The sequence below is a fragment of the Hymenobacter sediminis genome (assembly GCF_003231285.1).
In the GTDB taxonomy this organism is placed as follows: Bacteria; Bacteroidota; Bacteroidia; order Cytophagales; family Hymenobacteraceae; genus Hymenobacter; species Hymenobacter sediminis.
In genome coordinates this window covers 144,845-158,598 of sequence record NZ_QKNS01000006.1, presented here as the reverse complement: position 1 = coordinate 158,598, position 13,754 = coordinate 144,845, and the positions used below count along the sequence as shown (strand labels likewise).

Annotated in this window: 11 protein-coding genes and 1 tRNA gene; 3 read left to right on the top strand and 9 right to left on the bottom strand. The window is 55.4% G+C overall.

All coding sequences use genetic code 11. The features are described 5' to 3' along the window. The first annotated feature begins 111 nt into the window (after positions 1-111). Positions 112-1,620, top strand: a complete 1,509-nt coding sequence (accC, locus tag DNI29_RS16560; protein ID WP_110979242.1) for an acetyl-CoA carboxylase biotin carboxylase subunit — start codon at positions 112-114, stop codon at positions 1,618-1,620. A gap of 655 nt (positions 1,621-2,275) precedes the next feature. On the opposite strand, the gene DNI29_RS16555 is transcribed toward accC, so the two are convergent. Then, entirely contained in the window at positions 2,276-2,968 is a 693-nt protein-coding gene (locus tag DNI29_RS16555; protein WP_202910495.1) for a membrane-associated protein, read from the bottom strand. Between the two features lie 259 nt (positions 2,969-3,227). Next, entirely contained in the window at positions 3,228-3,947 is a 720-nt protein-coding gene (gene bshB1 / locus DNI29_RS16550) for a bacillithiol biosynthesis deacetylase BshB1 (protein ID WP_110979241.1), read from the bottom strand. 242 nt (positions 3,948-4,189) lie between these two features. On the opposite strand from bshB1, the gene DNI29_RS16545 reads away from it, so the two are divergent. Next, positions 4,190-5,215 carry an aldo/keto reductase gene (locus tag DNI29_RS16545; protein ID WP_110979240.1) on the top strand — a complete coding sequence of 342 codons (1,026 nt, stop codon included), beginning with the start codon at positions 4,190-4,192 and terminating at the stop codon, positions 5,213-5,215. Positions 5,216-5,323: 108 nt separating this feature from the next. Here the strand turns inward: DNI29_RS16545 and DNI29_RS16540 are convergent, their stop codons facing one another. From DNI29_RS16540 to DNI29_RS16510, 7 genes are all read right to left on the bottom strand, one after another. Then, positions 5,324-6,475 (bottom strand): peptidoglycan DD-metalloendopeptidase family protein, encoded by a 1,152-nt coding sequence (locus DNI29_RS16540; protein WP_238388126.1) that lies wholly within the window; start codon positions 6,473-6,475, stop codon positions 5,324-5,326. Positions 6,476-6,609: 134 nt separating this feature from the next. Next, positions 6,610-7,557 carry a thioredoxin-disulfide reductase gene (gene trxB / locus DNI29_RS16535; protein ID WP_110979239.1) on the bottom strand — a complete coding sequence of 316 codons (948 nt, stop codon included), beginning with the start codon at positions 7,555-7,557 and terminating at the stop codon, positions 6,610-6,612. A gap of 168 nt (positions 7,558-7,725) precedes the next feature. Continuing rightward, complete coding sequence (locus tag DNI29_RS16530) at positions 7,726-8,589, bottom strand: sigma-70 family RNA polymerase sigma factor (protein WP_022823752.1); 864 nt, start codon at positions 8,587-8,589, stop codon at positions 7,726-7,728. A 138-nt stretch (positions 8,590-8,727) separates the two neighbouring features. Beyond that, positions 8,728-10,887 (bottom strand): polyribonucleotide nucleotidyltransferase, encoded by a 2,160-nt coding sequence (pnp, locus tag DNI29_RS16525; protein ID WP_110979238.1) that lies wholly within the window; start codon positions 10,885-10,887, stop codon positions 8,728-8,730. A 200-nt stretch (positions 10,888-11,087) separates the two neighbouring features. Next, the gene (gene rpsO / locus DNI29_RS16520; RefSeq protein ID WP_110979237.1) at positions 11,088-11,363 is read right to left on the bottom strand and encodes a 30S ribosomal protein S15; all 276 of its coding nucleotides are present in this window, start codon (positions 11,361-11,363) and stop codon (positions 11,088-11,090) included. A 143-nt stretch (positions 11,364-11,506) separates the two neighbouring features. After that, complete coding sequence (locus tag DNI29_RS16515; RefSeq protein ID WP_110979236.1) at positions 11,507-12,940, bottom strand: LptF/LptG family permease; 1,434 nt, start codon at positions 12,938-12,940, stop codon at positions 11,507-11,509. A 118-nt stretch (positions 12,941-13,058) separates the two neighbouring features. Next, positions 13,059-13,469 carry an START-like domain-containing protein gene (locus DNI29_RS16510; RefSeq protein WP_110979235.1) on the bottom strand — a complete coding sequence of 137 codons (411 nt, stop codon included), beginning with the start codon at positions 13,467-13,469 and terminating at the stop codon, positions 13,059-13,061. Between the two features lie 134 nt (positions 13,470-13,603). On the opposite strand from DNI29_RS16510, the gene DNI29_RS16505 reads away from it, so the two are divergent. Further along, a tRNA-Met gene (locus DNI29_RS16505) sits at positions 13,604-13,677 on the top strand. Positions 13,678-13,754 lie beyond the last annotated feature (77 nt).

The window sequence follows — 13,754 nt, the reverse complement described above, 5'->3', positions numbered from 1 at the left end:
TTCTACGGCTTCGTTGCCGCCGGAATTACTAACGGTAAGGGTCTTTGCTCCCGCTCAGGATAACAACATATTTGACTTCTCTCCCACCCGCCCACTCGCCTACCCTCTCACATGAAGAAAATCACCAAGCTGCTCGTTGCCAACCGGGGCGAAATTGCGCTGCGCGTGCTGCGCTCGGCCAAGGAAATGGGCCTGCAAACCGTAGCCATTTACTCCGAGGCCGACCGCAACGCCCTGCACGTCCGTTATGCCGATGAGGCCGTGTGCGTAGGCCCGCCGGCCAGCAAAGACAGCTACTTGCGCGGCGACAAAATTCTGGAAGTCTGCCGCCAGCTAGGCGTCGATGCTATTCACCCTGGCTACGGCTTCCTCTCCGAAAACGCCGAGTTTGCCCGCATGGTGAAGGAAGCCGGGCTGATTTTCGTGGGCCCTTCGGCCGAGGCCATGGATATCATGGGCGACAAGCTTTCGGCCAAGCAAGCCGTGAAAGCCTACAACATTCCGCTGGTGCCAGGCCTCGATGAAGCCATTACCGACGTGCAGGAAGCCAAGCAGGTAGCCCAGCAGGTAGGCTTCCCGGTGTTGATCAAGGCTTCGGCTGGCGGCGGCGGTAAGGGCATGCGCCTGGTGCACCAGCCCGAGGAGTTTGAGGAGCAGATGCAGCTGGCGGTAAACGAGGCTACTTCAGCTTTCGGCGACGGGTCAGTTTTTATTGAGAAGTTCGTGACCGGACCGCGCCACATCGAAATTCAGGTGCTGGGCGACGAGCACGGCAACATCGTGCACCTCTTCGAGCGGGAATGCTCTATTCAGCGCCGCCACCAGAAGGTGATTGAGGAAGCGCCTTCGTCGGTGCTCACGCCGGAACTGCGCGCCGAAATGGGCCGCTGCGCCGTGGACGTGGCCCGCGCCTGCAACTACACCGGGGCTGGCACCGTGGAGTTTTTGCTCGATGACCAGCGCAACTTCTACTTCCTGGAGATGAACACCCGCCTGCAGGTAGAGCACCCCGTAACGGAGCAAATCACCGGCCTCGACCTGGTAAAGGAGCAGATCAAGGTAGCCCAGGGCCTACCCCTCGCCTTCCGCCAAGACGACCTACAGATTCAGGGCCACGCCCTGGAGCTGCGCGTGTACGCCGAGGATCCGCAGAACAACTTCCTGCCCGACATCGGGAACCTGACCACCTACGTGCGGCCCCAGGGCCCTGGTGTGCGGGTAGATGATGGCTTTGAGCAGGGCATGGATATCCCGATTTACTACGACCCCATGATTGCCAAGCTCGTCACCTTCGGGGCTACCCGCCAGGAGGCCATCGAGCGGATGCTGCGCGCCATCGACGAGTACCAGATTACGGGCATTGAAACCACCCTGGGCTTCGGCCGCTACGTGCTGCAGCACCCTGCCTTCGTGAGCGGCAACTTCGATACCAACTTCATCAAGGACCACTTCACACCCGAGTCTTTGAAACCCGCTGCCCCGGACGAGGCTACCGCCAAGCTCGCTGCCGTACTCACGGCCATGCTCCTGACGGAAAAGAAAGCGCCGGTAGCAGCTTCGGATGCTCCAGCCACCACTGCTGGCTCAACCTGGAAGCGGAACCGGTTGGGCGTGCGGTAAGCTACTCTATGCCATAGGCAAAAAGAAAGCGCGGCTGCTGTGGCCGCGCTTTCTTTTTGCCTATGCTTTACACCAGAGGCATTTCGTCAGGACAGAGCGAAATACAGCCCAAAGGATAACAGCAGCCTCCGATAAAAGCGACAACGCCCGCCAGAATGCGCAGCTTGGTGATGCCAAGCGCAAAGACCCTACCCCTCCCAGAATCAGCAACCCTAACCCAATCAGGATGATTGTTCAGACACTTTTATAGGAATTGACTTCATGAGCGGGCGCCGTGTTTTGCCGGTGCATGCCAACTCGGCCCTTGGGCAATCTTTTGCCAGCCTTGGCAATGGCAGTTGTGGGCAAAATGAGCCGAGAAAGCTTGTCGGATAGTTTGATAGGTTGGTCGCGGTGACGTAACGAATGAGTGTACCGACAGCAGCTGATTCGCAACGCGGGCTGGGCTGTTCGCCCGTTGTGGCTTGGCATCCTGGGATAGCGCCAGCATCTGCGGCGCCATTGCGTCGCGTTGACTTGGGTTACTGGGGTAAGCGGCGGAAGCAGGAAGTTTCATGTAAGCAGCTCGATTGCAGAAGAGAGCACCGAACACCAGCGCGTAGCCGAGACTCCGCCCAAATAGCAAGAATCTGACTTCTTAGATATAGATGACAGCTTACCGGGCGCGCTGCAATGCAAGGGTGCTTTCAACAGGATGTGCCTTTTGTTTAGGTTGCCTGCCTCCTACCCACTTGCGCAACACCCAATGGGTAGGCAGGTACACAGCAACCAGCAGAGTCAAAAGCCAGCCTACCAAGTAGAGCGGAGCCGGCAGCCAGGTTTGCGGATGCGCGTCGTCGAAGCCGAAGACGTAGTTGATGTTGACAGGAATTTTAGGATCGGCAAGAATGGTTCCGGCCGGTGGCAAGCAGAAGTAGGCCACCAGGCAGAGCGCCCAGGCCAGCAGCGTCCAGGCGGGCAGGGCGCGCCAGTCATACCCCAGGCGCTTAACCAAAAACAGGATCAGGAAGGGCAGCCAGCCATGAAAAAAGGAAAGCCCCCGCAGAAAGAAGGACCGGTTCGGGTCGAACATGTAAGACGTCAGGCCCACCAGATGAAAGCCGAACAGCTCGCCCAGAAAGTCGGCGCACCACAGCACTTGGGGTAACAGAATGCCCACCGCCGCCATGGAGGACGGCAGCCGATGCTCCGTCCACACACTGATAAAGCACAGCAGCAGCGCCACATCGCAGAAATACAGAAAGTTAGTTGGGCCGTAGTTTACCCAATACACCGGCACCATTACGACTAGGAAGGCGCTAAAACTCAGCTTTAGACCCAGGGGCAGAGAGGATTTTACAGTGGTCATACTACGTAAAGAGGTTACCAGATTTCGGGCATTGGCAGGGCCACCCGAGCCCTACCGCGAAACATGGCACCAAGTAGCATATAGCTTCTCCGAAAGCAGCACAAATAGAAAGCCGCATCAGACTTTTGCTTAAGCTCAAAAACAGCTATTTAATAATGTGCAGCTTACTTTACACATAACAATCAGACTTTACATATAACTTACTACACGCGAAAAAAGGAGCCAACCTGATGGATTGGCTCCTTTTTTCTCGCTGCTTTTAAATCAACTCTGTCACGTCCCGCACGCCTAGGGGCCGCTCGCGGGTGAAGCCTTCCCCAAACTCTACCCCAATCAGGTGGCCGAACTCGCGGGCGCGGGCTTCCATGAAATTGCTAAACACGGGCGTAGAAAGGTAGGTGGTGGGCTCGGTGCTAGTGGGGTCATGAAACTGGGTGCGGTAGGCCTGAATGCTTTCCCACTTCTTAGGCCAGTGAGCCGAAATGTCCACCACGAAATCGGCTGGAATTTGGCGGTCCTGGATGTAGTGGAACACTAGCCGGGGGCGCCAGGGCTCCTGAGGTTGCCCATTGTCGCCGAGGGTTTCAATCATGCGCAGGCCCGCAAGAAAGCAGGATTCTGATACGAGTTGGGAGCCGCGGCCATGGTCAGGGTGCCGGTCGTGGATGGCGTTGCAGAGCACGATGTCGGGCTGGTAGCGGCGCAAGGCGGCAATAACGGGCAACTGGTGCTCCCGGTCGTTGCGGAAGAAACCGTCGGGTAAGCCTAGGTTCTCGCGGGCACTCAACCCCAGGATGCGGCTGGCAGCTTCGGCTTCCTGGGCGCGGGTAGCGGGCGTGCCGCGGGTGCCCAGCTCGCCCCGGGTCAGGTCGACAATGCCGATTTTCTTACCAGCCGCGGCAGCGGCCAGCAACGTGCCCGAGCACGACATTTCTACATCATCGGGGTGGGAGCCAACGGCCAGGATATCAAGTTTCATGGAAATAAGGAAGGGTCAAAGAAAATCTGCCGACACTGCGGCCGTCATGACAAGACCAATACGGAGCTGGCAGAGGCGGCAAAAGTACTAGGTTACGGGGCTTTTACGGGGTAGTTCGTCCTTGAGGAGCGGTCCAGAAAAAACCCAAGGGCATGCCCGGGAGTTATTCAACCCGATTTACGACCGGTTCTCCGGCCCACAACTTCCACCAGAGGCGCAATTGCACCCTACCCCCTCATCTTATGGAATACAGACAGCTTGGCCGCTCCGGCTTGCGCATCCCGGTCCTGAGTTTCGGCACGGCCACTTTTGGCGGCGGCAATGAATTTTTTAAAGCCTGGGGCAGCACCCAGGTCGAGGAGGCCCGTCGGCTTATCGACATCTGCCTGGAAGCGGGCGTCACGTTGTTTGATACGGCTAACGTGTACTCCCAAGGCATGTCGGAGGAAATTCTAGGGAAAGCGCTGGAAGGGCGGCGCAGCGAGGTGCTGATTTCCACCAAAGCTACCTTCCCTATGGGCGAAGACCCGAACGGCTACGGCTCCTCCCGGCAGAACTTGGTGCGGGCCTGCGAGGACAGCCTGCGTCGCCTCGGCACCGACCATATCGACATCTACCACATGCACGGCTTCGATTCCCACACCCCTGTGGAGGAGACTTTGCGCGCCCTCGATGACCTGGTGCAGAGCGGCAAGGTGCGTTACATTGCCTGCTCCAACTTTTCAGGCTGGCACCTGATGAAGTCCTTGTCGGTATCGGAGCGTTACGGATGGGCCCGCTACGTGGGTCACCAGGCCTACTACTCCCTGGCCAACCGCGAGTTTGAGTGGGAGCTCCTACCTCTCGGCCTCGACCAAGGGGTAGGCACCATCGTCTGGAGCCCCTTGTCGGCGGGTCTGCTGAGCGGTAAAATCCGCCGCGGCCAGCCCATCCCAGAAAGCAGCCGCCTGGCCCAGGGTGGCGGCCAGGGCCCCAAGGTGCCCGACGAGTTGCTGTTCAACATCATTGATGCCTTAGATGAGGTAGCTGCTGAAACCGGCAAATCAGTAGCTCAAGTAGCCCTGAACTGGCTTCTGCAGCGTCCGACGGTGGTCAACCTCGTCATTGGGGCCCGCAACGAGGAGCAGCTCCGCCAGAACCTGGATGCCGTAGGCTGGAATCTTACACCTGAGCAGGTTGCCAAGCTTGATGCCGCCAGCGACACGCCGCCCATTTACCCCTACTGGCATCAGCGCAGCTTCCCTATGCTGCACCCAAAGCTGGTCTAAAGTATCGGCTAACAACCGCACTGGCTTTGCATCTCGTACCACTCGCACATAAAAAAGCCCCGCCTAGATTAGATCCAGGCGGGGCTTTTTTATGTGCGAATAGCCATTTTATTTAATCCGCAGCGTCCGGCCGGGCCGGAGGGTGCCTACGTTGCCGTTAAGACGGCGCAGTTGACTTTGCGATACGCCATACTTCTCAGCAATTTCCGAGAGTGTATCCCCAGAGCGAATACGGTGCGTGACCGTTCGTCGGGCTTGGGTCGGCTTGCCGCTGCTACTACTACGGGTACCTCCGCTGCCACTGCCGGCGCCTGGTACACTACCCCCTCTGTAACGCAAAGCCTTGCTGTAGTAAGCAAATAGGCTGGAGGTAATCTGGAAGTTGTCCTTGATGAGGCGGTAATCAGGAAAGTCGTATAAGTTTTCCGGGTCAATCGGGTTGCCTTCGTAGCGCACTTCAAAGTGCAGGTGGGAGCCACTGCTACGCCCGGTGTTGCCACCCCGGCCAATCAATTGCCCTGCCTTTACGAACGTGCCCGGTGTTACCAAAGACTTCTGCAAGTGGCCGTACAGGGTTTCGATGCCGTTGTAGTGGCGCACCAGAATGTAGTTGCCGTAACCCGAGCCGTCCCATTTTACAATGCGCACTACTCCATCAAAAGCCGCTTTTACTGAGTCGCCCGTTTCCAGGTCTAGGTCGGTGCCGTAGTGCCAGCGGTACCCCCGGAAACCAAAGTCAGAAGTAATAGGCGTGCGGTTCAGGGGCATTTTGGCGAAGCGCTGCCGCTCCGGCTCTGTCAGCTTCAGATTCAGCGTGTCCTTAATACGGCGGCCGTCCACCCGGTACGGGTTGATGTTATGCGTATCCCAGATGGCATAATAGCCCGCCACCTGAATCCAGCTGGAGTCGATTTGCACCTCCTCCTTCACTTCCACAATATGTTGGCCACCCTCATTAAGCGTGCTGGTATCCTCACTAACGATAGAAAGCTTTTTCGCAGGATTGAAGAAGATGGATTTCGCTGCGTCAGATCCTTCATCAGGCAGCTCCTCCGTTTCAATAAGAATGGTTGTATCGGGCCGCACGTAGCGGATAGTCGGGGATTTGATGCGGAAGAAATCTTTCCGCTTGCCTGCCGAGCCGGCTTTTGCTTTTGGCTCCGGCACTTTCCGCCGCTGGGCCAGCAGCTGGCCGGGCAAGCCAAGAAACAGCCCGATCAGTAGCAGCGGCAGCAGCCAGGGTTTTAAACTATTCAGCAAGAGCAAAAATTTAATGAGTGAATAAGTAAATGAGCCGATGAGTGAAGGAGAGAAGTTGCAGGCTCAACGTTTCACCGTTTCGGCTAGTGTATTGCCTGATCAATTCGCGCCTTCACTCATCTGCTCATTTACTGTTAATGGTCGCCTAGGGCGGCGAGATAACGCTCTGCGTCCAAGGCAGCCATGCAACCCGAGCCGGCGGCCGTTACGGCCTGGCGATACGTAAAGTCCTGCACGTCGCCGCAGGCAAACACGCCATCTACGTTAGTTTTAGCCGTACCCGGAATGGTTTTCAGGTAACCTTGCTCGTCGTGATGGAGGTAGGGCTGAAAGATTTTGGAGTTGGGCTCGTGGCCAATAGCTACGAAGAATCCTTCAACAGCAATGTCGCGGGTAGTGCCGTCCACTACATTCTTTAGGCGGGCGCCTTCTACGCCGTGTTCACCCAAGATTTCGTCGGTTACCGTGTTCCAGAGCACTTCAATTTTGGGGTTATCGAGTACACGCTTCTGCATAATTTTCGAAGCACGCATCTCTCCTTTCCGCACAATCATGTACACCTTGGAGCACAGGTTAGCCAAATAGGTCGCCTCCTCAGCGGCAGTATCGCCGGCACCCACAATGGCAACGTCTTTGCCGCGGTAGAAGAATCCATCGCACACGGCGCAGGCCGATACACCCGAACCGTTCAGGCGCTGCTCGGAGGGTAGGCCTAGCCACTTAGCCGAAGCACCGGTAGCAATAATGACAGTGTCCGCCGTCAGCTCCAGCGTTTCGTCAATGGTCACGCGGTGCGGGTGCCCCGAGAAGTCCACGGCGGTGGCAATGCCGTAGCGAATATCAGTACCGAAGCGGGCAGCCTGCTTTTTCAAATCTTCCATCATCTCCGGCCCCATGATGCCATCGGGGTAGCCGGGAAAGTTCTCCACGTCGTTGGTGATGGTAAGCTGACCGCCAGGTTGCAGGCCCTGGTACATCACAGGCTTTAGGCCTGCCCGTGAAGCATAAATAGCTGCAGTATAGCCTGCTGGACCTGAGCCTATAATCAAACACTTGATGTGTTCCGGGGTGGTAGTCTCCATGAGAAAATAAGGCCCTGACCAAAGGCAGGTGCCATGAGGGTTAAGGTAACGGGATGCAAAGGTAACAGGACTACCCGCCTCAGGGAAGCAATTGGCCCTCTTACCTCCATAGTACAACAAAAAACCCCAACACAAGGCCGGGGTTTTTTAGAGTGGGGTAAAACTAGTCTACCCCAGGTAAGGCTTCAACGCTTTGCTGCGCGAAGTATGGCGCAGGCGGCGAATTGCTTTTTCCTTGATCTGACGAACCCGCTCGCGGGTCAGGTTAAACTTCTCCCCGATTTCCTCCAGCGTGAGCGAGTGCTCTCCGTTCAGGCCGAAATAAAGGGTGATAACGTCAGCTTCGCGCTTGGTGAGCGTGCTCAGGGCGCGCTGCACTTCCTTGCGGAGCGAGTCGTTCATCAGTCCCGTATCAGGCGACTCTTCATCCTCGTTTTCGAGTACGTCGAGCAGGCGGTTTTCTTCACCCTGCACGAAGGGAGCATCCACGGATACGTGGCGACCTGAAATTTTCAGAGTGTCTACAACCTCCGAAGTCGTCAGCTCCAGCACCTCGGCAATTTCTTCAGGCGAGGGCTCCCGCTCGAATTTTTGCTCCAGTTCGGAGAAGGACTTGGAAATCTTGTTCAGCGAGCCTACGCGGTTCAGGGGCAGACGCACAATACGCGACTGTTCGGCCAAGGCCTGCAGAATGGATTGGCGAATCCACCATACAGCGTAGGAGATGAACTTAAAGCCGCGGGTTTCGTCGAAGCGCTTGGCGGCTTTAATCAGGCCGAGGTTGCCCTCGTTGATCAAGTCGCCCAACGACAAACCTTGGTTCTGGTATTGCTTAGCCACCGACACCACGAAGCGCAGGTTAGCTTTGGTCAGTTTTTCCAGCGCCTGCTGGTCACCTTCCTTGATGCGTTGCGCCAGCGTTACCTCCTCATCGGGGGTCAGCAGATCCACCTTGCCAATCTCCTGGAGGTATTTGTCCAGCGACTGACTTTCGCGGTTGGTGATCTGCTTGCTGATTTTTAGCTGTCTCATTGCGGGCGCGTGAGAATTGAGTTATGGTTGCTTGTAAACGTCGTTGTCAAGTCCGATGTACGGAAGATACCCAAACGCGGGTACCGGCATTGATTCTGTGCAACACACCGGTACCCGCGAAAGTTCGGAAAGATTGGGTTACGCGGCGCCGTTCGAGTCGGCGGCGCGCTCGGGCTTAGGCAGAAGCACCTTGCGCGAGAGACGATATTTGCCCGTTTTCTTATCGATATCGAGCAGTTTCACGTCAATCTCCTGTCCTACCTCCAGCACACCGTCTAGCGAAGCCAGACGCTCGTGGGCTACCTCCGAAATGTGCAACAGACCGTCTTTGCCCGGCATGATTTCTACGAAAGCACCGTAGGGCTGAATCGAGCGAACCTTGCCTTTGTACGTCTCGCCTACCTCGGGTACAGCTGCAATAGCACGGATCCGGCCGATGGCTGCCTCCATGTCTTCCTGGTTGGAAGCGAAGATGCTTACGTGGCCTTTCTCGTCCTTTTCCTCGATGATAACCGTAGCATTGGTATCCTTCTGAATCTGCTGGATTACCTTGCCGCCGGGCCCGATTACCGCACCAATGAACTCCTTATCGATGAGCATCTTGTGCGAGCGAGGAGTGTGAGGCTTCAGATCAGCAGCGGGGGCAGCAATGGTCTTGGCCATTTCACCCAAGATGTGCAAACGACCCTCACGGGCTTGGTGCAGCGCCTTGGTCAGAATTTCGTTGCTCAGGCCCTGAATTTTGATGTCCATCTGGCAAGCCACGATGCCCTTCTCAGTGCCGGTTACTTTGAAGTCCATGTCACCGAGGTGGTCTTCGTCACCCAGGATATCCGAAAGCACGGCATAGTCGCCGGTTTCTTTATCCTGCACAAGGCCCATGGCAATACCCGATACAGCCGCACGCAGCTTAATACCAGCATCCATCAGAGCCATCGACGAAGCGCAGACTGTCGCCATCGACGACGAGCCGTTCGACTCCAGAATATCCGACACAACCCGGATGGTATAAGGGTTTTCGTCTTCTGAAGGCAGCACTTTCTTGATAGAGCGCATGGCCAAGTTGCCGTGACCTACCTCCCGGCGACCAGGGCCGCGGTTGGGTTTTACTTCACCGGTCGAGAAGGCCGGGAAGTTGTAGTGCAGCATAAACTTATTGTAGCCCGACACCATGGCCGAGTCCACAATCTGCTCGTCGAGCTTGGTACCTAGGGCTACCGAAGTCAAAGACTGAGTTTCACCGCGGGTGAACAAGGCAGAGCCGTGAGCGCCGGGCAAGTAGTTTACCTCCGACCAAATGGGACGGATTTCCGTCAGCTGACGACCATCGAGGCGAGTACGCTCCTTGATCATCATGTCGCGGATGGCTTTCTTCTCAGCCGAGCCGTAGTAGCGGCCGAACATCTTCATGTCAAGCTCAGGATTTTCTGCCTGCAGCTCTTCTACCAGTGCTTTTTTGATAGCACCGAAGCCCTCTTTACGCCCCGACTTGCTGGTATTACCCGACTTGGCTACTTCGTAGGCCTTCTGGTAAACCGCCTCCGTGATGCGCTGCTTTAGCTCGTCGTTTTCTTCGTACTTGGGATAGTCGCGCTTTACGTGCGACTTCTCTACGGCAGCGGCCAGTTCCTGCTGCACGCGCACTTGCTCCTTAATGGCTTCGTGAGCGTAGGCAATGGCTTCTACCATTTCCTCTTCGCTCACTTCGTCCATCTCCCCTTCTACCATGGCTACTGAGTCTGCCGTGGCTCCTACTATAAGGTCGATGTCAGCGCGCTCGATGTCGGCAGTGAGAGGGTTAATCTGCAGTTTACCGTCGATTCGGGCTACACGCACCTCCGAAATCGGGCCGGCAAACGGAATATCGGAAACCGACAGAGCCGCCGAAGCAGCTAGAGCGGCCAGCGCATCTGGCTGCACGTCCTTGTCGGCAGAAATTAGCGAAATCATCACCTGCACCTCATAGTGATAATCTTTAGGGAACATCGGGCGCAGGATACGGTCTACAAGACGAGAGACCAGTACTTCGTAGTCGGAGAGGCGGCCTTCACGACGCTGGAACGAGCCAGGGATTTTACCGGCACCGCCGAATTTCTCTTGGTAATCTACCGAGAGGGGTAGGAAATCCACGTCGCCCCGGGCGCTAGGTTGTGATACCACCGTAGCCAGCAGCATAGCATCCCCCAATCGCACCACGACGGAGCCGTCAGCGAATTTGGCCAGTTTGCCGGTTTCGATGGAAATCTGCCGCCCATCAGGCAGCGTAATGTGTTTGGTAACCGCGGTGTAATTGGGCATCTTCTAGGGTTGCTTTTTAGAAAGCGTGCAGCGGGCGAGCAGCCATAAAAACAGGGCCGCCAATGGCCCTGCTTTGCTCTGGGGAATGATTCTTCTGGGGGAGTAAACAACGAAACCGGCAGAATAATGCGGCCGGCTTCGGATAAAAAAAGAGCAGGGAACCTCCCCAGTGGAAAGGCTCCCTGCTCCGGAGCGTGAGCTTACTTACGAATGCCCAGTTCCTTGATGATAGCGCGGTAGCGGTTGATGTCGCGGTGCTGGAGGTAATCCAGCATACGACGGCGCTTACCAACGAGCTTCAGCAGACCCAGACGGGTCGAGTAGTCCTTCTTATTCACCTTCAGGTGCTCGGTCAGGTGAGAGATGCGGTGCGTGAACAGCGCAATCTGCGACTCGGCCGAACCGGTGTCGTTAGAGGACTTCTGCAGGCTGTTTTTTTCGAAAATAGCCTGTTTTGCTTCAGTTGTAAGTTGCATCGGCAGATAGGTTTCCCCGTCTTAGATTAAAAATGAGAAAATTCACCCCGCACTTCGGGGTGGCCGCAAAGGTAGGGATTTACTATGAGAAATGGACGGAAAACTGTCGGGCATCTTTTACTCCGCACCTTCTAACGCATTTCTCACACTGACTTCTTATATCCCCGCAAGGGCCAGCGGAACCGGGCGGGCACTAGCTGCCCCCAGTTAAGATCGAACAAGCCGGAGTCGTGGCGAGCTTGGTAGAGGAAGAAGAGGCCAATGGGAAGAAGAACCGCCGTGGCCATCCACATCCCGATTCCAACGGGCATCACCATTTCCCGCCCATACTTCTCTCCCATGATTGACACTACATAGTACACGATAAAGAAGACAATAGACACCAGAATGGGTATTCCAAGGCCTCCTTTCTTGATAATAGCGCCGAGTGGAGCTCCTATCAAAAACATCAACAGAATAGCCGCCGACTGCGTGTACTTCCGAAAGGTTTCTATACGGTAGTTAGCTATATCCTTCGTTGAGTTCGTGAGCCGCTCTGACGAAGAGCCCAAGAAAGATCGCACGTTGCGGGCCCGATTCGCGGCCTGCTGGGTTACATTGAGGTTTACGGGCTGTAGCCGGGTAGCAGGCACCTGCCACTGTGCTACCCGTTGCATGGCACTTTGGCCAGTAGTATCAAACCGCAAGTAGGTGTAGTAGGGATGTAACTGCATCACCAACTGGGAGCGTTCTTTTCGCAGCCGCTGGTGCAGGGAGTCGGTATAGTGATTCAGCTGATTTAGGTTCAGCATCATCTTATTATCCTTGAATAGCTCTGTTTTCGTGCGGGCTAGCCCGAAAGAGGCCAGCGAGAACGTAATCAGGTTGCGGCTGAAGTTCTGACGTATGAAGTTGGCACCGGGCTGATTGTTGGTATTGGGCTGCTCGATGTACATCCGTCCCCGAAACAACTCAAGCCCTAGATACTGCCCGCCATAGAGCGTGGACATCCGTCCGGAATCCGCCAGAATAACCCGCATGGAGCCTGAGCTTTGAGTATGATCATAAATCATAACTCCCTTCAGAATATCCCCGTTTTCGCCCATTTTCTCATTTACCTTGATAGTATAGCCGGGAATACCATTGTAAAATACCCCCTCACGGATATCCAGGGCCAATTTCTGCTGGCGCACATCCCAGAGCAAACTGAATGCTTGTAGGTTTGCCATGGGCACGATGGTATTGTTAAACCACAAGCCAACGCCCGCCAGCAGCAAGCTAAACAGCATCACCGGGCGTAGAATCCGGGTTAGAGAAATGCCTGCCGTTTTGATGGCCGTTAGCTCGTGATGTTCGCCCAGCGTCCCAAAGGTCATTAGGGAGGATAGGAGTACGGCCAGAGGTAGGGAAATAGGAGCCAACAGTACCGCGAAATAGAACAACAGCTGCGCTATTACCCCAAAGCCCAAGTCCTTCCCTACCAGATCATCCATGTACTTAAGCATGTACTGCGTAAGGAAGATGAACTGCACTACCGCGAAGGTGAGCAGAAAAGGCCCGGCGAAGGCACGCAGGATAAGCTTATCGAGTTTTTTCATACATACGTGAAGCCCCTGCAACGCGCAAAGGGCTTCCTGACAAAAGAAAAGGGAGCAAACGGGAAACGAAGATACGGCTCGTTTCGCGTCTGCTCCCCGGCTATAAGCCAAACACTGGCTACCCGCCTACCTGTTCCCGCAGCTTCTGCACTAGGCTGTCCCACATTTCCTGCAACTCAATTGTATCTGTTTCCTCCGAATAATCTACAATTCTTAGGTACACTTCCTGGGTTAGTTGCGATTCATCTACCTGAAAGTCGAGGTAGTTAGCGTCGGGGGTGTGTCGTTTATTTTCATCGAGGAAGACAAAGCGCACAGAGCGGTTTGTACGGTGCGAGGCCATTTCAGCGTAATGGGGCTGATTATCCCAGATGAAGTTGTAGCGCCCTTCGTCAACCCGAACGTCCTGACAAAACCAGTGCGAAAGGCCGGAAGCCGATGCTAGGTAGGGATACAGAATCTTGGGAGAGGCATTAATGGGGTACTCGACCGTAAATCGGTGTTTGAGGCGAGTGGCAGACAGGGGCATAAGCAAAACAGTGTAAAGAATTTAGCAAACCATCTTCCTCGAAAAGCGGCTCAGCTGCCAATATACACGGGTTTTTTTTTGCTTGACACTTGCATTAGAATAAAACTTGTTCCTACATTTGCACCACCAAACAGGGCGGGGTAGCTCAGTTGGTTAGAGCACAGGATTCATAACCCTGAGGTCACGAGTTCAACTCTCGTCCCCGCTACATTTAAAAAACGGCCTCTCCATTGCGGAGAGGCCGTTTTTTGTTGCTTGTTATTTTTTTATCACAGAATTATCACA

Coding starts and splice junctions, on each gene's coding strand:
- accC (WP_110979242.1), top strand. CDS start 112: ATGAAGAAAATCACCAAGCTGCTCGTTGCCAACCGGGGCGAAATTGCG.
- DNI29_RS16555 (WP_202910495.1), bottom strand. CDS start 2,968: ATGACCACTGTAAAATCCTCTCTGCCCCTGGGTCTAAAGCTGAGTTTT.
- bshB1 (WP_110979241.1), bottom strand. CDS start 3,947: ATGAAACTTGATATCCTGGCCGTTGGCTCCCACCCCGATGATGTAGAA.
- DNI29_RS16545 (WP_110979240.1), top strand. CDS start 4,190: ATGGAATACAGACAGCTTGGCCGCTCCGGCTTGCGCATCCCGGTCCTG.
- trxB (WP_110979239.1), bottom strand. CDS start 7,557: ATGGAGACTACCACCCCGGAACACATCAAGTGTTTGATTATAGGCTCA.
- DNI29_RS16530 (WP_022823752.1), bottom strand. CDS start 8,589: ATGAGACAGCTAAAAATCAGCAAGCAGATCACCAACCGCGAAAGTCAG.
- pnp (WP_110979238.1), bottom strand. CDS start 10,887: ATGCCCAATTACACCGCGGTTACCAAACACATTACGCTGCCTGATGGG.
- rpsO (WP_110979237.1), bottom strand. CDS start 11,363: ATGCAACTTACAACTGAAGCAAAACAGGCTATTTTCGAAAAAAACAGC.
- DNI29_RS16515 (WP_110979236.1), bottom strand. CDS start 12,940: ATGAAAAAACTCGATAAGCTTATCCTGCGTGCCTTCGCCGGGCCTTTT.
- DNI29_RS16510 (WP_110979235.1), bottom strand. CDS start 13,469: ATGCCCCTGTCTGCCACTCGCCTCAAACACCGATTTACGGTCGAGTAC.